Source organism: uncultured Spongiibacter sp. (assembly GCF_964011655.1).
In the GTDB taxonomy this organism is placed as follows: Bacteria; Pseudomonadota; Gammaproteobacteria; order Pseudomonadales; family Spongiibacteraceae; genus Spongiibacter; species Spongiibacter marinus.
The window spans coordinates 56,958-76,846 of sequence record NZ_CAXGPO010000007.1 but is presented as its reverse complement, the minus strand read 5'-3'; the positions used below and the strand labels follow the sequence as shown (position 1 = coordinate 76,846).

Here is a 19,889-nt window from a genome sequence, read left to right as displayed (position 1 = left end):
TGCAGCACTCCCCGGTGCTGCCAATGGTAGAAAGAAGCAAAGGACGTCACTATGAGCCATAAACAGCGCTTGCTTGTTGTGGGCAACGGCCCCGTTGGTCATCAATTCCTAGAGTCAATCGTCGAAAGTGGCTGCGCGACCGATTACCAGATCACCGTAATCGGCGAAGAGCCCCGCCCCGCCTACGACCGCGTACACCTGACGGCCTGGTTTGAAACACGACAAGCCGACGCACTAAACATGGTTGCCGATGGCTTCTACGCGACAAACAATATCGACGTTAGATGCGGTGAAAAAGTTGTCGCCATTGATCGCGATGCAAAAACCGCAACAACGGATTCAGGGCGCCACTACGACTATGACCAGCTGGTGCTGGCAACCGGCTCCTACCCCTTTGTTCCCCCTGTTCCCGGCCACGAGCGCGAAAACTGCTTCGTTTACCGCACCATCGAAGACCTTGAAGCGATCACCGCGGCGGCAAAAAATGCCTCTGTAGGCGCCGTGGTGGGCGGCGGCCTACTCGGCCTGGAGGCCGCTAAAGCCATTAAAGATCTGGGCCTGAAAACCCATGTCATTGAATTCGCGCCACGCTTGATGGCGGTGCAAGTCGACGACGGCGGCGGCGCACTGCTGCGACGCAAGATCGAAGATCTCGGCGTTGAAGTGCACACCCAGAAAAACACGCAAAACATCGGCGACGGCGAGCACTGCGTGCACAAGCTGTCCTTCGCTGACGGCGCAGAACTGGAAACCGACATTCTGGTTTTCTCTGCAGGTATTCGCCCGCAAGATGCGCTGGCTCGCCAGTGTGAACTGAAGATCGGCGAACGCGGCGGCATCGCCATAAACAATTACTGCCAGACCTCTGACCCCGCCATCTATGCCATTGGCGAATGTGCGCTGTGGAACCAACGCATCTTTGGCCTGATTGCACCGGGCAATGAAATGGCCCGCGTCGCCGCTGCGCATATCCTTGGCAACGGTGACGACAAGCAGTTCACCGGCGCAGACATGAGCACCAAGCTCAAGCTAATGGGCGTCGACGTTGCCTCGATTGGAGACGCCCACGGCAACACCCCCGGTGCCAAGTCCTATACCTTTATCGATGAACAAGCCGAGATCTATAAAAAGATAGTGGTTAGCGAAAGCGGCAAGCACTTGCTCGGCGCGGTATTGGTGGGCGATGCCGACGACTACGGCAATTTGCTGCAATTTGCGCTCAATGGCATCGAGCTTCCCGAACACCCGGAAGCGATGATTCTCCCCAATATTGACGGCAGTGCGAGCGTTGGCCTCGGGGTGGATGCCCTCCCCGACAGCGCGCAAATTTGCAGCTGTAACAACGTCAGCAAGGGCGATATCTGCGCGGCGGTGCAGGGCGGCGCAATGACCGTTGGCGATATAAAAAACTGCACCAAGGCCGCCAGCACCTGCGGCGGCTGTACCGCCCTGGTAGGCCAGGTGGTCAACGCCGAGCTCACCAAACTTGGTGTTGAAGTGAATACCGATCTCTGTGAACACTTCCCCTACACTCGCCAGGAGCTGTTCCACTTAATCCGCGTAGGCGGTATTAAATCCTTTGACGAGTTATTGGAGAAGTACGGTTCCGGTAAAGGCTGCGCCATCTGTAAACCGACGGCAGCATCCATCTTCGCCTCCTGCTGGAACGAGTACATTCTGGAAAATCAGCACGCCGGCCTGCAAGACACCAATGACCGCTTCCTGGCGAATATGCAGAACAACGGCACCTTCTCTGTTGTGCCGCGCATGGCAGGCGGTGAGGTCACTCCGGACGGCTTGATCACGGTGGGTAGCATCGCCAAAAAATACAAGCTGTACACCAAAATCACCGGCGGCCAGCGGGTGGATTTATTCGGCGCCACCCTCGACCAACTTCCGGCGATATGGAAGGAACTGATCGATGCCGGTTTTGAAAGTGGCCACGCCTACGGCAAGTCGCTGCGCACGGTGAAGTCCTGCGTGGGCTCCAGCTGGTGTCGCTACGGCGTGCAAGACAGCGTTGGCCAGGCCATCGACCTGGAGAACCGCTACAAAGGCCTGCGTTCACCCCACAAGATAAAAATGGCCGTGTCTGGCTGTACCCGCGAGTGCGCCGAAGCGCAGAGTAAGGACGTTGGCGTGATCGCCACGGAAAAAGGCTGGAACCTCTACGTGTGCGGCAACGGTGGCATGAAACCCCGCCACGCCGACCTCTTTGCCTCCGACATCGATACCGAAACCCTGGTGAAATACGTCGACCGCCTGTTGATGTTCTACGTGCGCACCGCCGACCGCCTGCAACGCACCTCGGTGTGGATGGAAAACCTTGAGGGCGGTCTGGACTATCTGCGTCAGGTCATCATCGACGACTCACTGGGTATCTGCGACGAACTGGAGCGCGATATGCAAAGCGTGGTCGACAGCTACCAATGCGAGTGGAAGACCACCATCGAAGACGAGCAAAAACTCAAACAATTCCGATCCTTCGTGAATGCCGATGACGGCGACAAAGACATTGTTTTCGTGGAAGAGCGCGGTCAAATCAGGCCCGCCAACGAAGAAGAAAAACAACTCAACAACAACTTAATTGCTGTTGCCTGAAGGTCTCACTGACAGGAGCCACACAGAGCAACGTAGCGAGAAACCTCGCACAAGTATGGAGATTAGCTATGAGCTGGACCACCGTCTGCACACTCGACGACATTTTACCCAATGCTGGCGCCGCCGCCTTAGTCGGCGACACGCAGCTTGCTGTCTTTCGCGTCGATGACCGCATCTTCGCACTGGACAACCACTGCCCCTTCAGTCGCGCCAATGTGCTGGCGCGGGGAATTGTCGGTAGCGTCGGCGACACCCTAGTGGTTGCCTCACCACTGTACAAACAGCATTTCAGTCTGGAGGCGGGACACTGCCTTGAAGACGACAGTATCTCTGTGCGTCGCTTCCCCGCGCGCAACGAGAACGGCCTGGTGCAGGTCCAACTATAAAACGCACCTTCCAAGGATTAGTCTCCCCCTTGCCGGCTGCAACTCCCCGTGCAGTCGGCCCTTTCACCACTCCCTTTCCCCGCCGCAATTCGCTTACGCGCCCTGGCAACCGTTAGCCCGTGGCCTCAAAGTCAGGCCGAAGCGGGCGAAAAGCCGGCCAGCAAGGCTGGTGAATCAAATTAGTGTTAACCCGCCCTAGCGGGTATAATCAGCGCGATTTTTTCACCTTGCACACAGCTGATAACGGAAACGACTCATGAGCTATAACTCGATCCCAGCCGGCAAAGAACTGCCGCACGATATTTTCGTCGCCATCGAAATCCCTGCAAACAGCAGCCCTATCAAGTACGAGATTGAAAAAGAGTACGATGCGCTGATGGTTGACCGTTTCATGGCCACCCCAATGTTCTATCCAGCCAACTACGGCTACATCCCCAACACCCTGTCTGAAGACGGTGACCCACTGGACGTACTGGTTGTTACGCCTTACCCCGTTGTTCCCGGCTCAGTGATTCGTGCCCGTCCCATCGGCATTCTGAACATGAGCGACGAAGCGGGCAAAGACGCCAAACTGCTGGCCGTTCCCCACGACAAACTGAGCGTGCTCTACAAAGACGTAAAAGAGCCCTCTGACCTGCCCGAGCTGCTTATCCAGCAGATCGAGCACTTCTTCGAGAACTACAAAGACCTCGAAAAAGGCAAGTGGGTGAAGGTTGACGGTTGGGCAGGCAGCAAAGAAGCCCTGGCCGAAGTTGAAAAAGCCGCTGCTGCTTACAAAGGCTAAGTAGCGCCGCCTAAAAAAAAGCCCGGTCTCTGAAAAGAGCCCGGGCTTTTTTGTGCCCGGCTTATCGCCATTCTTAACAAACCTACTGCCAAGCCTTGACCCTGTAGTAATCTACAAGCTCTATTCTGATCTCAGTAGCAACGGAATCAGGGGAATCACCATGGCTCAACTAAGGATTGGAGAACTCGCGAAAAAGCTCGACTGTACAGTGGAAACGCTGCGCTTTTACGAGCGCGAGGGCTTACTGGCCGCCACCGGGCGCAGCGCCAATGGCTATCGTTTTTACAACACCGCCTCTATTAAGCAGCTAGAGTTTATCCTGCGCGCCAAGAGCATGGGCTTCAGCCTCGACGATATTCGCGAATTACTGGCCATTCGCGTCGACCCGGAAGCCAAGTCCTGTGGCGAAGTGAAGGGCATTGCCCAAGAGAAGCTCGCCCAGGTTGAACGAAAACTGAGTGAGCTGAAAAGCATCCGCGACGCCCTGAGCCGGGTGGTCGAGGCCTGCTGCGGTGGCGATGTTCCCGCCAATCACTGCAGTATCCTGCAAGCGCTCGATGACGAACTCAGTGCCCAGCAGGAGCAGCACGCATGAATTTCCTCAACAACCTCTACCTACTCAGTTTGGACGCCGCTCCCCTACTCGTTATGGGTCTGGTGCTTGCCGGCTTGATGAAAGCCTGGATTCCCAATGCCCTGCTGGAACGGCAGCTGGGCAAACCCGGTATTGGCTCGGTGATCAAAGCGGCGCTATTTGGCGCCCCCATGCCCCTGTGCTCGTGCGGCGTTCTGCCGGTGGCGATGGGACTGCGACGCGCCGGCGCGTCGAAGGGCGCAACAGTATCGTTTTTGATTTCCACACCCGAGACCGGTGTCGACTCCATTGCCCTGAGCTACGGCCTACTGGGGCCGGTGATGACCATCGCGCGGCCCATCGTGGCCATCGTCAATGCCATTGCCGCGGGCTTGTTAACGGGCTGGAACGATAGCAAACCCGTAATACAAGAAGAGACAACAACGCCTTGTTGCTCAAAGCGCTCTGCCGCGCCGACGAAAACCACCTGGAGAGAGGGCCTTCACTACACCTTCGGGCGACTGCTAGAGGACATGCTGCCCTGGCTGTTGGTGGGCATGCTGTTTGCGGCAGCGGTGCAGACCTTTGTGCCAGCGGCCTGGCTGGCCGAATGGGGCCGCGGCCCCCTTGCTATGGTCGTAATGGTGTTGGTAGGTATTCCCATGTATATCTGTGCCAGCGCGTCCACGCCCATCGCCGCAGGACTGCTAATGGCGGGCGTATCACCTGGCGCGGTACTGGTCTTTATGCTCGCGGGCCCGGCCAGCAATATCGCGGCGGTGGGAATGGTGCACAAGGAACTGGGACGCCGCGCACTCGTTGCCTATCTGGGTACGGTAAGCACCATTAGTATCGCTGCGGGTCTGTTGCTAGACCAATTGGTGAGTCTGTTTAACTGGGAGATTAGCGGCGGGCAGGCACACCAGCACAGCATGCTGCCCGAGTGGTTGGCAGTGGCCGCGCTGGTCGTGCTGGCAGTAGCGGCCATTAAACCGCTGCGCCAACAGACCTTTGGCCGCTTGCTTAACGCTTAAGACGCCACCTTGGGCTTGGCGCTTAACAGGCGCTGATAAAGTTTAGAGTTTTTGTGAATCGTTTTATGTTTCGCATAGGCTTCCACCGCGCGATGCCAAGCCTCATCACTGCCGTGAGCATTGAGTGAAAAACTCGTGCACACGGTCTTTTTCTCGACCTTTGACGCCACACCCACCTGAAAGATCGGCGTCAAATTGCCACTCTTCTCGGTCTTCAACAGATAGCTGATACCGCGCACGCTGCCATCGGGCTTGAAGCAGCGCTCTTCCTTGGTTTCCTCCAGAAAGCGCTTTTGCTGCGCTTCTAATTCTTGATCGCGTTCCATCGCTTGCTTCTCTATGGCCTTTTGCGCCCGTCCCTCTAGGCGCTTACCGTCTTTCTTCAGGGAGAAATACTCCTGATAGAGCTCACCCGCCACTGTCCGGCGGACCCGGTAGCCATAAAAAGCTTTGTTATCCAGCAACTTAACGCTCACACGCACCCCTTATCTATGCTTCTTTTTTGTTTTCTTATGTCATTGTCACTACCGCCGCAGCAGCAATGTCACTATTGGCAGACATTGTAATCTAAACATTCTGACGAAATTATCAAGCTGCTGCGACAAAAACCGTGACACAGACGCACAAAAATCGCGCCTGAGGCTCAGGCTCAGGCTCAAAGGAGCATGGGCGCTAGCTGTCGCCGTTAATGTTCTGATCCATATTCAGGGCGGGGATTTCTCGCGACAGGCGCCCGACCGGCTTCGCGGGTACGCCCGCCACGGTGGTATGGGCGGCAACAGGGTTGAGCACCACACTACCCGCGGCGATCTTTGCGCCTTCACCAACGGTGATATTGCCCAGCACCTTGGCACCGGCGGCGATCAACACACCGTCTTCAATGTGTGGGTGCCGTGGGCCGCGACCACTGCCGCAGCCGCCGAGGGTCACGGAGTGCAGCATGGAAACATTATTGCCCACCACCGCGGTTTCACCAATCACGACGCCGGTGGCGTGATCGACCATAATACCGCGGCCAATGCGCGCGGCCGGGTGAATATCAACATCGAACACGGTGGCGATGCGATTTTGCAAAAACAGCGATAAGGACTCGCGCCCCTGCTGCCACAGCCAATGGGCGATACGGTGGGCCTGAATCGCCTGAAAGCCTTTAAAGTACAGAAAGGGCATACCGTAGTGGTCACAGGCGGGGTCGCGATCGTAGTGGGCGCAAATATCAGCCACGGCTGCGGCGAGCACCTCGGGGTCAGCGGCATACGCCTCGCTTGCGACATCGCGTATCAGCATCGCGGGCACCGAATCGCAGCCCAGGCGCGAGGCAATATGAAAACTCAATGCGGCAGAAAAGCTACCGTGATTGAGAATACTGGCGTGATAAAAGCTGGCCAGTACGGGTTCATTGCGACCAAAGGCCTTGGCCTCCTCCTGCATAGCGGCCCACAGCTGCGCGACGCTTAAATTCAATATTCTTCTCCTACTGCCAACAGCGGTGCATACGCTGAAGGGTATGCCTCTTTAGGCACAGCAACATAGCGACGATACAACTCGTCTAAGTGCGTCAGTATCGGCTCTTTAAGTTCGATATCGGCCTCGGCGAGTACCTGGCGCAATCGCCCTGGCGTGAGTGCGGACTCACAGCGTGCCGACAGCGGCGCATAGCTTAAATGCCAACGCTCCGGAGCGATACCCCCGCGGTCTTCAGCATAGGGTCGAAAGAAACCGTAACTGGCACCGTTGGCAAGTTGGTGGTCCAGCCAGTCGTGCAACGGAGCAAAGGGACCGCCGTCGTTCACCTCCTGCGGGCTGAGCTGGACCGCATAATCACTGGCCACCGCCGCGGCGTCATACACGTCGATGTCGCTGCCCCAATGGTGACGGGAGGCGCCGGGCAGGGCTGACCAACGCAAGATAGCGTCGAGCAACTGCTCACAGCTTAATTCGTTAAAACACAGGGCCTGACCGTCGCTATCGAGCAGCGGGCGACGACCACTGGCCTTCGCATTCCAGATCGCCAACTGTCGGTCAAAGCCGCGGAACCCGCTGACAATTTTCAACTCAAAGCCTGCGCGCGCGGCATCTGATCGCAGCGCTTCGAAGGGCGCAACAATCGCGGGATGAACGGGACAGCCCAGCACATCCACCATCAGCGATTCGTCTTGCCCACACAGGAGCGCTTCTGTCAGTCGGTAATCGTCCATGTCGTAGCGGGTTCTGATAGTGTCCACCTTTCAAGTCATGGCATCATAGTAACGCCATCAACTCAGTGGCGAAACCAGGAGCAAAAATACTGTGGAAGCTCACACCGCCGACCACAAAAAAATCGCGTTAGCACTGGGCAGTGGCTCTGCCCGAGGCATGGCACATATTGGCGTTATTCAACGCCTGGGAGAACTGGGCATCAAGCCCGATATTATTGTCGGCACTTCCATCGGCTCGGTGATTGCCGCCTGCTATCTCACCGAACATCTGGACGATTTTTCAGCCTGGATTCAAACACTGAGCAGCGCCCAGGTTTTCCACTACATGAGTGTTAGCCTGACAGCCGCAGGCGGTGTGGCTCACGCGACACGACTGATCGACTACTTCATCAGTGAATACGGCAACCCCAATATCGAAGACTTATCGCTGCCCTTTGCCGCCGTCGCAACAGACCTCCAACGCGGCCGAGAAGTGTGGCTGCAGCGCGGCCCGCTGTGGGAGGCCGTACGTGCATCAATGGCGGTGCCCGGTGTATTAACGCCGGTGGCTCACCGCGATTCCTGGCTTGTGGACGGCGGCTTGGTAAACCCCGTTCCGGTGTCGGTGTGCCGCGCCCTCGGTGCCGACATCACCATTGGCGTTGACCTGAACAGCGACTTGGTTGGCCGCCGCAAGATTGAGCGAGACGCCCGCGCGCCCGACAACGAGCAGCAGCGCAAAGAGGAGATCGCCGAAGAGGAGGAGGCCGAGGAAGATCACCCCGCTATCGGCCCGGATACTGACGGAGAGGGCGACGAAGAATCGCAACTCGCCGCCGCGTTCAGCCGCTTTGCCAGCAGCGTAAAAGAAGCGGCCAGCAACTGGCGCAGCCCCAGCGAGAAAAAACCAGAAGCGCCCGGCACCCTCAGCGTGATGATGAGCTCGATCAATATTATGCAGGACCGCATTACCCGCTCTCGCCTGGCCGGCGAACCGGCGGATATTATGCTGTGGCCGCGCCTGGGACACATCGGCTTGCTCGACTTTGGCGATGCCGCCGAGGCCATTGCCGAGGGCCGCGACGCCGTGGATCGCATGCTGCCCGCGATACGCCACGCCTTTAATAGCGAAGGTGATGACCGACTTGTCCAGACCGCCCCCGCCGGAGACCAGGAACTGTGACTGTACTTTGCCGCCTTGACGAGATCCCCGAGCCCGGCTCTAAAGGCCTTAGCTATCAAGGTCACTCACTGTTTGCGGTCCGCAGTAATGGCGGGGTTTACCTGTATCGCAATCGCTGCCCCCACCTCGGCATTGAGCTGCACTGGCAGGAAGACCAATTCCTCGACGTGGAAGAAACGCTGATCCAATGCGCGACCCACGGCGCGCTGTTTATTATCGAGTCTGGTGAATGCGTCTCCGGTCCCTGCTTGGGTCAATCTTTGCAGGCACTGCGCTGCCGGGTAGAAAATGGCGAGCTATTACTCGACGAATTACTCGCCGAGCAGGCGCCCTAAGCCGTCACTGGCAGCGATGATTGCAGGCGCATCCCCTGCTCATCAATCTGCGCGCGATATGCCAGCAGTTGCACGCCATCGCGCTGAGCTTCAGCCAATTCGCGCGCATAGGCAGGGTCGATATCCGCCGCAGCTGCCACCGCGTTAATCCCCTCGTGCAACACCGCAAAAAGCAGCACCGCTTGCCCGCCCGCGGCAACGTGTTCACGCAAGCCGCGAATGTGACGGCGCGCCCGCGTGCTCACCGCATCGGGAAAACGACCGCCTCCGCCCTCGCTTAACAGGGTTACCGATTTAACCTCCACATTACAGGGGCCACTTGCTGTCTCCAGGACGAAGTCGATGCGACTGCCGTCGGGCAAACGCTGCTCAGTTTGATAGCCTGAAAACCCAGCAAGCTCTGTTATCACTTGTTCATCCAAGGCCTCGGCCACCAGCTTATTGGCCAAGGCCGAGTGGATACACACCTTGTTACCGTCTACCTCTACCAACTGCCAGGTGTAGGCATACTTACGCTTGGGGTTGTCGCTGTAACTCAACCACACGCGACTACCGGGCGTATCGCAGCCCGTCATGGCACCGGTGTTGGGGCAGTGTACGGTCAACTCGGTGCCGCACTCCAGGCGCACATCGGCGAGAAATCGCTTATAGCGACGAAGCAGTACAGCGGGAGTCAGAGGAGACGGCCATTGCATAAACGGGCACCCTTTTCATTTTGTTTTCTCAGCGACGTGATCGACGTTGCACATCTATCCTGAAGCTCTCACACTACCCACTAGGATTGTTAATCAGGGGCAGCCCAGCGCACAATGTTAAAAAAATTGTTGCTTAGCGTCAGTGTTTTACTGCTACTCATCATCATTGGCATCACCGCCATTGTTATTCAGCCACAGCTTCTGCAGGGCGCAATCTCGACGGGCGGCCAGCGTTTTGCCGGCCTCGACATCACCTTCGAGTCGCTCAGTTCCCACCGCAGCCCACTGCGGCTGGAGCTGAAGGGGCTGGAGCTTCGCAATCCCGACTGGCCCGAACCGACACTGTTACGCCTAGACTCCTTGTCGCTGAAGCTTATCGCCTCCCCCTTTGACGACGGCGCCTTCTGGTCGCTGCACAGTGAAGGGCTCACCGTTAATCTGGAGCACAACCGCGAGGGCGAACTCAACTGGCTGACCAGCAAACTGCGTGGCAACGGCGAAACCGCTCCGCCAGATACTGAGCCCTCCGCCCCTGCTCCCGTGCAATTACCGGGCGATTTTAATTTTCAGGAAATTGTCCTGCTCGACAGCCATATTCACATTCTGCGCGCCGACGGCGAGCGCTATCACATCGACCTGCCCGAGGTAAGAGGTGAGCGCAGTGAAACAGCGAACGGTCACCTCTCATTGGAGCTGGCCTATGCCCAGCACCATTTTTTGGTGAGCGGGGATATCGTGTTGTTTGATCCCAGTGCCGGTGTGCTGGACTATCAGCTCGCCATCGAACATGAAGATGCCCAACTGAAAAGCGAGGGCCGTCTATCACTAAGCCCGGACCTATCCGGCAGCCGCATAGCCCTATCCCTCGCCTTGCAGCGCCTGGAGGCACTGGCAACCATGGCAGGTTTGGAGCAAGCACCTGCGCTTCCCGAAAGCCGCCTGGCCACAACCTTAGTCATCGACAATGGCTACCAGCTCAGCGACACCACCCTGGCCCTTGGCGACAACACCCTGTCTGGCACACTGACCATCGCCACTGATTTTTCGCAGGTCGACGCCACGCTGAGCAGCCCCGCATTGAATATCGATGCACTGCAGGAAATTTTCGCGCCCGCCCCGCAGGAGTCAACACAGGCCGATGCGACAGCAGAACCAGCTGAGACCGCGATGGACTGGCAGTGGTTGAGCAAACCAGAAGTGAAAGCAACACTCGCGATCGAGCGACTGCTCGCCAGCGGCTGGCAACTGGATGCACTGAAGGTCACCGCCACAACGGGCGAGCAGCTGTCCGCGGACTTTAGTATTGCCACGGTAAGTGAGGCGGCCAGCCAACGCCAGCTAAACGACGTAACGGGGGAATTGCGCCTGACGCCACTGGCACCGCAGAGCGAAGGCGCTGATGCCCGCTTAGAACTGGCACTAAGCGAGCGCGGCGTAAACATCGATATAGAAGGTGACGTTAACCTCAACGGCAAGGCTGGCAACGCGCTAAAGATCCGCGCGCAAGCGCCACAAAGCGCACACCTTTGGGCACTGGCACAGCTGCCCTGGCAAGAAGCCGGCGCGCTGGAACTAACCGGGGAGTTCGCCAGTGAGGCGCAAGGCTACACGGTAAACAGTTCCGCCTCACTGGGTGAGCAACAGGCCGATGTAACGCTGGAATACAAAACGCCTGAGGCCTTGGAGTACGGCCACCTGGACGGCCAATTAACCCTTAAAAACCTCTCGATGGCCTTCACTTCGCCCGCTAATGAAAGCGCTTCTACGCAAACCAGCACGCCGCGTCCGCGCAGCAAAAAATTGCTGAGTAAAGACCCCATCGCCTTTGATGCTCTGCATAAATTCGAAGGCCAGCTAAACATTGATCTTCAAGATGTCGACACCGGCTACACCTACATTAAGCGAGCCTCTCTCGCGCCCAGCGTGAAGAAAGGTGTGCTGACTCTCAGCGACAGTCGCATTCTCACCAACGGCGGTGAAGCCCAGCTTTCCGCGCGGTTGGACGCCAATGGCGAGCGCCCGCAACTGCGCAGTGAAATCCGTGTTGACGGTAGCGACTACGGCAAGCTCGGCTTAGAAAAAGCGGCGGGCATCCGCGGCGGTACTGGCGATATACGCCTTAATCTGCGCGCCAGCGGAAACAGCCCTGCTGACCTGGCCGCCTCCCTCAACGGCCAGGTCGATATCAAAATTACCGACCTGGAGGCCAAGGGCAATGCGCTGAACCTGATCGGTAGCGACGTGCTCACTGAAACGTTTAACAAGCTCAATCCCTTTCGGGAAAAACGCAGCACCACACAGATCGAGTGTCTGGCCGTGCACTTTAAAGGCAATGACGGCAAATTCATTAGCAACGACGGCATCGCTCTGGAAACCGAGGCCAGTAAGATTATCGGTACAGGCCATATCGATTTTGCCAACGAAGAGTTGCGGTTCGGTATTTCGCCCATCGCTCGCAAGGGCGTTGGCATTAATGTTGGCGCCGCCGCCGGCTTGGTGCGACTGGGAGGCAGCTTCAGCAAACCGCGCGTGGAGGCCGACCCCGGTGGTATGTTTACCTCGGGTCTCTCTACTGGTGCAGCCATTTATACAGGCGGTCTGTCGCTGGTCGCGCAGGGTTTAATGAAGCGCGCGCTGTATTCGGGGAGTGCCTGTGATGGCGCCTTGGAAGAAATTCCCAGCGCTGACGAACTACCTCCGGAGTTACTGCAACCTGCTGACAACCCCGCCGCACCGGCCAGCACAGAACAAGTGACTCAGCCCAAGACCTAAGAGAGCCCGAGCCCTGGGCGGGTTAGTCAGCCACTTTCTTTAAGCGGTACACCCGAAAGCCATCCTGTTCGCAGAGCAGCTCATGCTCAGTGAACAGCGCTGCGGCATAGCGCGGCAGGGGGATAAACTGGTTGACCACAAACAGCGCTTCGCCATTACGCTTGAGCAAGCGCGCGGCGGCCTTTAGGAATCGCTCAATCAGGCCGCCTTCAATAGCAAAGCCCTGATGAAACGGCGGGTTACACAGCACTAAATCCACCGGCCCACTGAGGCCATCGGCACAATCGGCCAGTTGGATGTCTGCAGTCAGACCGTGCACTTTCGCATTTTTCTCGCAGGCGAGCAGCGCTGTGGCATTGTTGTCGGTCATCAACCATTGGCAGTCAGGAAGTTGTTGGGCGGCCATAATACTGAGATAGCCATAGCCGCAACCAAGGTCAGCCAGCCGTTTGGGGGCACGCGCCATTGACGCCAACACGTCGGATAGTTGCTCAATTAGCAGAGCGCTGCCGCGATCGATTTTCTGCCAGCCGTAGATACCCGGCTTGCTGTACATAGCCGGCGACTCGTGGATCAGCCGCAGTTGCCGGTAGTCTTTATCTGGCAACCTCGCATCGCTGTCACCCTGCTTGGTCAGGGTGGCAACATAGGCACCGGCGTCGCACTTTTCGATGTGGCGCGAGGCATCGAATACCTTGGCAGCTTTGTCAGCGTAGCCTTTCACACCATCATTCTTGTAGCCGCTAAGCAGCAGGCGCCCCCCAACCGGGAGCGCTGACATCGCGGCGTTGATTAACATGTTGACCAGCGGCCTTTCTTTCGACACGCGGTACACGATAGTCTGCGGCGGTGCCTCAAGCGTTGCGGGCACGTCAAAGTCGCCCAACGACACGGAAAACCCCTCGGCAGAGAGCGCCTGAGCGGTATCGCAGCGATTACTAAATACGTGGCAGTCACTCCGCGCGGCCGGCAGCTCTCCCGAGACCTGTTCGTCGGCAAACCACCAAACCGGGCCCGCGAGTTCGGGCAGGCGGTCATAGAGCTGTTGCAGCGGCCCATCATTCATTTGGTGTCGTCACGCTTGCGCGCTCCTCTGCGGTTAGCGGGCGGTACTCGCCCTCTTCCAGGGTTTCATCGAGTTCAATACCCCCAATCGCCTCGCGATGCAGCTCGATAACGGCATTTCCCAGCGCGCCAAACATGCGTTTAACCTGGTGGTAACGCCCCTCGCAAATACGCAGGCGCGCTTCGCAGCTATCGAGAATTTCCAGCTCAGCAGGTAAGGTACGCTGCTTGTCGTCTTTCAGGAAAATACCTTTCGCGAACTTTGTTATCGCCGCCTCGGCTATGGGCTCGGCTGTGCGCAGCCAGTATCGCTTCCAACACCGCTGCTTGGGCGAAGTAACGGCGTGAGACCAATTGCCATCGTCAGTCAGCAACACCAGACCGGTGGTATCGATATCCAAGCGGCCGGCAACGTGCAGCTTCTCGGGATTATCTTCATCGAGCAAATCCAGCACCGTTAAATGTCTGCGATCGCGGGCTGCGCAAACATAGTCCTGCGGTTTATTGAGCATAAAATAACGTGGCTGAGCACTGCGCAGTGGCTGCCCGCGCAGACGGATATCGGCATCCTCGGCGACTGCTGCTCGCGGATCGGTCAATAGCGAGCCGTCGAGACTGACCTCACCGGCTTTAATTAGGCGCTTGGCATCACTGCGAGAATAGTCAGTCACCGTTGCCAAAAAGCGATCTAGGCGGATGGTTTTACTGGAAGACACCCAATATATCCTGTTCAGGCACAAAAAAGGGGCTTGCGCCCCTTTCGTATTTTACATGCTTAAACGCGATATGCAGCGTCTAGTTTAGACGCCCGCCGCTACTTACTCGGCGCCCGCCTCTACATTGGCGTTCACACGAATATTACCTAAGCCCTTAATCGCTTTCTTGGCATCATCCGCTTTCGCCTTTGCATCGGCTTTTGCTTCAGCTCGGGCTTCAGCACGTGCCTGGGCTTCTTGCTCAGCTTTGGCATCACGCTCGGCGCGCTTGGCTTCCATCTCAGCTTTCTTTGCTTCCATTTCTGCGCGCTTTGCCTCGCGCTTCGCTTCCATTTCCGCGCGCTTCTCGTCAGCTTTCGCCTTCATTTCAGCGCTTTTTTCTTTGCCGTACTGATTCGCTTCTTCTGCTGAAGCGCTGGCATTTACTTCGGCATTTGCCTCAACACTCGCTTCGCTAGAGCCGCCAAACAAGCGCCCAAAGAAACCGCGATCGTCGTCAGCCAAAGCCACAGTGCTGCTAAACATCACGGTGGCAGCAATAACACAGTGTTTAATCGACATAATGTATCCCCAGATATTGGTATTTGATTTTTCGTATTGTTACGCACCACGACCCTAGGGTCGTTTTCAGCGCTCACCCAAGTCGATGGGTGATCTACCGCTTTCACAGTCTAGATTTGGCGGCAAAGAACTCAAGCGCCCTGAGCAGCAATATTCACCGCAACTAAATCCAAGCTGTATTGTCCGGCAGCGCAAAACGCCACCGCAAACGCAGCTTACACCACCTAGCTGAATGGAATATGAACACTGACTCACAGAAAACAAACCGGGCGAAGCGAGTATTGCGCGGCGAGTAAAATTGCCAAATTTTGGGAATACCCCTATCTTACTAGGGTGATTGCAAAAGAAGACAAGAACACCAAGGAAGGAGTTCTCAATGCAACTAGCCAGACCTTACCTATTAGCGCTTGGCGTTAACCTTTCACTCTTGGCCTGCTCGGGCAGTAATTCTGCCGATACTAATGACGAGCCACTTACCGGCAAGCGATTCTTCGACTCTGCCGCCAGCAAATTTATTTCAGCCTCCCCCGGTATGACTCGCCGCCAAGCCAATTGCATTGTTTCAGCGATGACAGAGAGCGGAGAGATTGGTCTGGGAGAAATCAACGCCATGCGCAGCACCGAGAACGGCTTGAGCGGCCGCCAGTCGCTGATGGCGGCCTATCAAAAGGCCGCCGACGCCTGTCGCTAGTGTTCCCTGGTCGCGCGGAAGCGGACTTTCGGGTGGCGCTCTTCGGTCAATGACAGGTTTACCCTTGTCGGGGCAAGGTAGGTGAGGTGGCCACCACCATCAATGGCGAGGTTCTCGGCGCATTTGCGCTTGAACTCGTCAAAGGCTTTGGGATCGTCGCAATCTACCCAGCGAGCGGTATACACGTTGATCGGCTCGTAGATCGCCTCAACTTTATATTCGTCCTTGAGTCGGTAGGCGACCACATCAAACTGCAGCACCCCAACTGCCCCGACGATCAAGTCACTGTTGCGCTGAGGCATAAACACCTGGGTAGAGCCTTCCTCAGACAATTGTTGAAGGCCCTTTTGCAGCTGCTTGGACTTCATCGGATCACGCAGCCGGATGCGGCGAAACAGCTCAGGCGCAAAGTGGGGAATGCCGGTAAATTTCAGCTCTTCACCGCCGGTAAACGTATCGCCGATCTGAATAGTGCCGTGGTTGTGCAGGCCGATGATATCGCCAGACACCGCCTCCTGCACCAGAGAGCGGTCGCCGGCAAGAAAGCTCACCGCATCGGCGATTTTTACATCTTTACCCAGGCGCACATGGCGCATCTTCATACCCTTGCTGTAAGTGCCCGAGCAGATGCGCATAAAGGCAATGCGGTCGCGGTGTTTCGGGTCCATATTGGCCTGAATTTTAAAAACAAAGCCACTAAAGTCCTTTTCACCGGCGTCGACTTCGCGCTGGTCGGTCTTGCGATTCAATGGCTCAGGCGCCCACTCCACAAAGCCATCCAGCATTTCCCGCACACCAAAATTCGACAGCGCGGTACCGAAATACACCGGCGTCAGCTTACCCGCCAGATAGGCGTCGTGGTCAAACTCGTGGCTGGCGCCGCGCACCAGCTCGATTTCGTCGAGATAATCCTCATACTCATCGCCCAACAGTTCTCGGGCGGCGTCGCTCTCAAGCCCGTCGATACGAATATCTTCAGCAATAACACTGCCCTTGCCAGGCTGAAAAACATGGATGGTATCGGTGTAGAGGTTGTATACCCCCTTGAACTCACTTCCCATGCCGATGGGCCAGTTGATTGGCGCAGCCTCGATCCCCAGCACGCTTTCGATTTCATCGAGCAGCTCTATTGGGTCGCGAATATCGCGGTCCATCTTGTTAACAAAGCTGAGGATGGGCGTGTCTCGCAGGCGGCACACGTTCATCAACTTAATGGTGCGGTCCTCGACACCCTTGGCACCATCGATCACCATCAGCGCGGAATCCACCGCGGTCAGCGTGCGGTAGGTATCCTCTGAGAAATCTTCGTGCCCGGGGGTATCCAGCAGATTGACGATGCGGTCCCGATAAGGGAATTGCATCACTGATGAAGTTACGGAAATGCCGCGCTCCTTTTCCAAGCTCATCCAGTCAGAGGTGGCCGATTTGTCGTTCTTTTTACCTTTAACCGTACCGGCGACCTGGATCAGTTGGCCGAGCAGAATCAACTTTTCAGTGATGGTGGTTTTACCGGCATCGGGGTGGGAAATAATCGCAAAGGTGCGACGCTTGGCGATTTGCTGATCTAGCGACTGCTCTGACATGGGCTCGGTCCGAAATTTTTATACAGAAGTCTGGGGCGGGGCGGACGGTTACCACCCCATCAAAAAAGGGTTCAAGCTCGGCTTAAACCCTTTACGACTCGCCTTGGCGAGAGAGCATGGAACCATTCGCGACTGTGGTATCTTCCACACCCTAGATGAGTGGCCAAATTATACCCGCTAAAACCGGCTATTGACATATAACCGCCCTCTCAGCCGGGGAGCCTGCAAGATCGGCCCACGCCAGCGACAGGTATTTAGCCGACCAAAGCAAGCACGCATCCAGCGCAACTGCTTCAGCTTAAACAAATAGAAAGATCGGGGGGTGTCATGCGCGACGGTAATCGCCTCGACCGTATTATCCGGCGTTACCTGCATAGCGCATATACAACCGCTTAGCGATAGGGAAAATCAGTGACGCCCAATCACGTGACGAAAACAATGCTCACGGGCAATAAAAGCAGCGCCCCACTAAAAAGCCAAAGGCTCACACGTGGCACATAACTCAGCAAAACGGTAAGTGACAGGCCTGACATTGCGAACCAGCCAAAAGCATACGTCAGCCCCAAGCCAAGCCCTTTAGTCCGTATGAAAATTACCAGCGACGTTAACAGCAGGCTTAGACCAATAACGATGAGGCTGCGCACCTCAGCCAAGGTGAGCGCCTTATACCGTGGTAAACCATCTTTACGCAGCCGTTTTTTCGAAAGGCTTAAAACGATCACTCCAAGCAGGCAGAATAAACTGGCAAGGAAAGTCATACCCCCGCCCTACTTCCCGCCGTTAACGTTATCGCTTCACGGTGCTTTCTGCTCATTATCATCGAAGCAGAAGCAAACCCGAGAGCAATACCGACCATAGCTAAATCAAACCCCACTAAAATCCAATCTCCATGTTTCAGCGCGACCAATACATGGTGGTCTGACGTGGCAATATTAACGACGGGGATCAGCATATAAATAGCTGCAGCCAGGTTAAGTTGTTCAATCCACGCTTCTCTTGTGGTGATTTTTCCTCGCCTGACAAACGGATGTATCAGCATGGCAAGCCAGACTAAAAACAGGCAATGCCCCTCCCAGTCGCCCCTTGTTTCGAGAGAGACAGGTATCAACCTATTGGCCCAAAAGTAAGCGGCAATAGCGATCGGCAACCCCACCACAGTCCCGATATTCAGGCCCTCTACCAGTTCAAGTCCCCGAGGATTTAGGCCCGCTTTGCTATGGCTATAACGCCGCTTTACCGCCCAGAAAATGGCGCCAGTTGCTATCATTCCCGCCCCCATTAACCCGGATAGAAAATACATCCAGCGCAAGAAACTGGAAGCAAACAAGCCTTCGTGCAATTTCTCCATCGCCTTATAAAACGCTACAACAGCGGATTGCTTGTTGTGATTTTCAGGTGCGTCAAAGGGCGAGCCATCCAGGCCCCGATACAAACTCTCATTCCTGCCTTCGAGCCCTCGCTCCGCGATGCTCGAAATCTCGATAACGGCGTTTACATCACCAGGGTGCTCAACGCCAATATGGGCGATAGCGATACCTTCATTCGCGGCTATCTCTTCTTGATAAACATCCAGTAGCGAAACCGTCGCCGCATCCGTCCCGCTAGCTTCCTGGTATTCAGGCTCTGAAAAGACCGTATCGTATACAGCTTTAAGTGTTTCCGGATTGGGCCCGTAACTCGATACTGGAATAGCGATCATAGTGGTGAACATCAGTAAAATGAGGCCGCTGTAGGTAATCATTAAATGGAAAGGTAGAGGGAGAACCGCCAGCAGGTTGTGCATATCCAGCCAGGACGCATGGCGTTTAGCGCGACGAAAAGTGAATAAATCTACAAAGATTCTGCGATGAATAACCACGCCGGTGATGAGTGCGACAAGCATAAACATTGCCGCCATACTGGTAAGCCAATAGGCAAGCTCTTTGGGCATGTAGTGCAGGGAGTAATGCAGGCGATATAAAAACTCGCCGCCGGCGGTTTCCCTGACTTGGACAGGCGCCCCGGTGTTTGGGTCGAGGGTCAGTTCATGCCACCCGGGAGGGTGACTTGCAGTGGTTTTTTCGTCAGCCTCTACCCTGGGGTTATGCCACCACAATTTAAAATAGGGATGCCGCCCCTGAGGAAGCTCTATAAACCACTCATCTGCGCTTGGCGCCAACTCCTGCAATTGCCGCTGTGCTGCCGGGATCAATGTATCCGCATCAAACTCAGATTGCTGAACAGGGATTTCCGGCTGCATCCAGCGGGTAATTTCCTCATCGAAATACCCGGCTGAACCAGTAATAAACATGAAATACAGCAGCCAGCTTAGGGCTAGCCCGGTCCACGTATGCAACCAGGTCATTGAGTGGCGAAAGTTCATCAGAAACTCAGCAGCCCCCACATGGAGAGCGACACAAACGCCGCTCCAGACAACCCTAGCCACGCCGCCCCGGCAGATGTTGCGGAAAACGCCCAAAGGACCGCCAATGCAAATATAAGGAAGCCAAGCATCATTGCCATCACAGCCGCATCGGCTTGAGGCATTGGAGCAATCTTCGCCAGAGCCGCTCCCACGGCATTCGCAACAATAAAGCCGCCAAATAGGCCCGCTGCCGTTCGCGACATAAGGGAAGTTGGAGATCGTCTCACCTGGCTAACCACCTGAATTTATTACTTAGACTTAGATAAATCTGAAAAGAGCAAGCCCAAAAGCCCCCCTATCACGACGGGCAGAACAATCTAACGCGAAG

19 protein-coding genes are annotated in these 19,889 nt (G+C 56.2%); 9 read left to right on the top strand and 10 right to left on the bottom strand.

Annotated elements, in window-relative coordinates:
• Positions 1–51: 51 nt before the first annotated feature.
• The 5 genes from nirB (at position 52) to ABNS66_RS05510 (ending at position 5,379) form a co-directional block, all read left to right on the top strand.
• Positions 52–2,601, top strand: a complete 2,550-nt coding sequence (nirB, locus tag ABNS66_RS05530; protein ID WP_286839211.1) for a nitrite reductase large subunit NirB — start codon at positions 52–54, stop codon at positions 2,599–2,601.
• Positions 2,602–2,669: 68 nt separating this feature from the next.
• Entirely contained in the window at positions 2,670–2,987 is a 318-nt protein-coding gene (nirD, locus tag ABNS66_RS05525; protein WP_204996310.1) for a nitrite reductase small subunit NirD, read from the top strand.
• Positions 2,988–3,243: 256 nt separating this feature from the next.
• A complete protein-coding gene (gene ppa / locus ABNS66_RS05520; protein ID WP_027873978.1) occupies positions 3,244–3,771 on the top strand; it encodes an inorganic diphosphatase in 528 nt (175 codons plus the stop codon).
• A gap of 160 nt (positions 3,772–3,931) precedes the next feature.
• Complete coding sequence (zntR, locus tag ABNS66_RS05515) at positions 3,932–4,366, top strand: Zn(2+)-responsive transcriptional regulator (RefSeq protein ID WP_286694613.1); 435 nt, start codon at positions 3,932–3,934, stop codon at positions 4,364–4,366.
• Positions 4,363–5,379, top strand: a complete 1,017-nt coding sequence (locus ABNS66_RS05510) for a permease (RefSeq protein WP_286839213.1) — start codon at positions 4,363–4,365, stop codon at positions 5,377–5,379. Before zntR ends, ABNS66_RS05510 begins: the two co-directional genes overlap by 4 nt.
• Here ABNS66_RS05510 and ABNS66_RS05505 read toward each other — a convergent pair.
• The 3 genes from ABNS66_RS05505 to ABNS66_RS05495 form a co-directional block, all read right to left on the bottom strand.
• Entirely contained in the window at positions 5,376–5,855 is a 480-nt protein-coding gene (locus ABNS66_RS05505) for a hypothetical protein (protein ID WP_027873981.1), read from the bottom strand. The genes ABNS66_RS05510 and ABNS66_RS05505 overlap by 4 nt on opposite strands.
• A 196-nt stretch (positions 5,856–6,051) precedes the next feature.
• Positions 6,052–6,843: a serine O-acetyltransferase gene (gene cysE / locus ABNS66_RS05500; protein ID WP_239547751.1), complete on the bottom strand. Its 792-nt coding sequence runs from the start codon at positions 6,841–6,843 to the stop codon at positions 6,052–6,054.
• Positions 6,840–7,604, bottom strand: a complete 765-nt coding sequence (locus ABNS66_RS05495; protein ID WP_286839216.1) for a M15 family metallopeptidase — start codon at positions 7,602–7,604, stop codon at positions 6,840–6,842. The genes cysE and ABNS66_RS05495 overlap by 4 nt, the downstream gene beginning before the upstream one ends.
• Positions 7,605–7,668: 64 nt before the next feature.
• On the opposite strand from ABNS66_RS05495, the gene ABNS66_RS05490 reads away from it, so the two are divergent.
• Both ABNS66_RS05490 and ABNS66_RS05485 read left to right on the top strand, forming a co-directional pair.
• Positions 7,669–8,739 carry a patatin-like phospholipase family protein gene (locus ABNS66_RS05490; RefSeq protein WP_286839218.1) on the top strand — a complete coding sequence of 357 codons (1,071 nt, stop codon included), beginning with the start codon at positions 7,669–7,671 and terminating at the stop codon, positions 8,737–8,739.
• Positions 8,736–9,074 carry a Rieske (2Fe-2S) protein gene (locus ABNS66_RS05485; protein ID WP_286839220.1) on the top strand — a complete coding sequence of 113 codons (339 nt, stop codon included), beginning with the start codon at positions 8,736–8,738 and terminating at the stop codon, positions 9,072–9,074. Before ABNS66_RS05490 ends, ABNS66_RS05485 begins: the two co-directional genes overlap by 4 nt.
• Here the strand turns inward: ABNS66_RS05485 and sfsA are convergent.
• Positions 9,071–9,769 carry a DNA/RNA nuclease SfsA gene (sfsA, locus tag ABNS66_RS05480; protein WP_286839222.1) on the bottom strand — a complete coding sequence of 233 codons (699 nt, stop codon included), beginning with the start codon at positions 9,767–9,769 and terminating at the stop codon, positions 9,071–9,073. The genes ABNS66_RS05485 and sfsA overlap by 4 nt on opposite strands.
• Before the next feature lie 114 nt (positions 9,770–9,883).
• On the opposite strand from sfsA, the gene ABNS66_RS05475 reads away from it, so the two are divergent.
• Complete coding sequence (locus ABNS66_RS05475) at positions 9,884–12,541, top strand: AsmA family protein (RefSeq protein ID WP_286839225.1); 2,658 nt, start codon at positions 9,884–9,886, stop codon at positions 12,539–12,541.
• A 22-nt stretch (positions 12,542–12,563) separates the two neighbouring features.
• Here the strand turns inward: ABNS66_RS05475 and ABNS66_RS05470 are convergent, their stop codons facing one another.
• From ABNS66_RS05470 to ABNS66_RS05460, 3 genes are all read right to left on the bottom strand, one after another.
• Positions 12,564–13,607 (bottom strand): methyltransferase, encoded by a 1,044-nt coding sequence (locus tag ABNS66_RS05470; RefSeq protein WP_286839227.1) that lies wholly within the window; start codon positions 13,605–13,607, stop codon positions 12,564–12,566.
• On the bottom strand, positions 13,600–14,322 hold the full coding sequence (gene rsuA, locus ABNS66_RS05465) for a 16S rRNA pseudouridine(516) synthase RsuA (RefSeq protein ID WP_286839228.1): 723 nt from the start codon (positions 14,320–14,322) through the stop codon (positions 13,600–13,602). Before rsuA ends, ABNS66_RS05470 begins: the two co-directional genes overlap by 8 nt.
• Before the next feature lie 102 nt (positions 14,323–14,424).
• Positions 14,425–14,883 (bottom strand): hypothetical protein, encoded by a 459-nt coding sequence (locus ABNS66_RS05460; protein WP_286839231.1) that lies wholly within the window; start codon positions 14,881–14,883, stop codon positions 14,425–14,427.
• Between the two features lie 376 nt (positions 14,884–15,259).
• On the opposite strand from ABNS66_RS05460, the gene ABNS66_RS05455 reads away from it, so the two are divergent.
• On the top strand, positions 15,260–15,574 hold the full coding sequence (locus ABNS66_RS05455) for a hypothetical protein (protein WP_286694623.1): 315 nt from the start codon (positions 15,260–15,262) through the stop codon (positions 15,572–15,574).
• On the opposite strand, the gene ABNS66_RS05450 is transcribed toward ABNS66_RS05455, so the two are convergent.
• From ABNS66_RS05450 to ABNS66_RS05440, 3 genes are all read right to left on the bottom strand, one after another.
• The gene (locus tag ABNS66_RS05450) at positions 15,571–17,157 is read right to left on the bottom strand and encodes a peptide chain release factor 3 (RefSeq protein WP_286694624.1); all 1,587 of its coding nucleotides are present in this window, start codon (positions 17,155–17,157) and stop codon (positions 15,571–15,573) included. The two genes, ABNS66_RS05455 and ABNS66_RS05450, sit on opposite strands and share 4 nt — an antisense overlap.
• Positions 17,158–17,579: 422 nt before the next feature.
• A complete protein-coding gene (locus ABNS66_RS05445; protein ID WP_286839234.1) occupies positions 17,580–17,915 on the bottom strand; it encodes a DUF3325 family protein in 336 nt (111 codons plus the stop codon).
• The gene (locus tag ABNS66_RS05440) at positions 17,912–19,519 is read right to left on the bottom strand and encodes a PepSY-associated TM helix domain-containing protein (protein WP_286839236.1); all 1,608 of its coding nucleotides are present in this window, start codon (positions 19,517–19,519) and stop codon (positions 17,912–17,914) included. Before ABNS66_RS05440 ends, ABNS66_RS05445 begins: the two co-directional genes overlap by 4 nt.
• Positions 19,520–19,889: the final 370 nt, after the last annotated feature.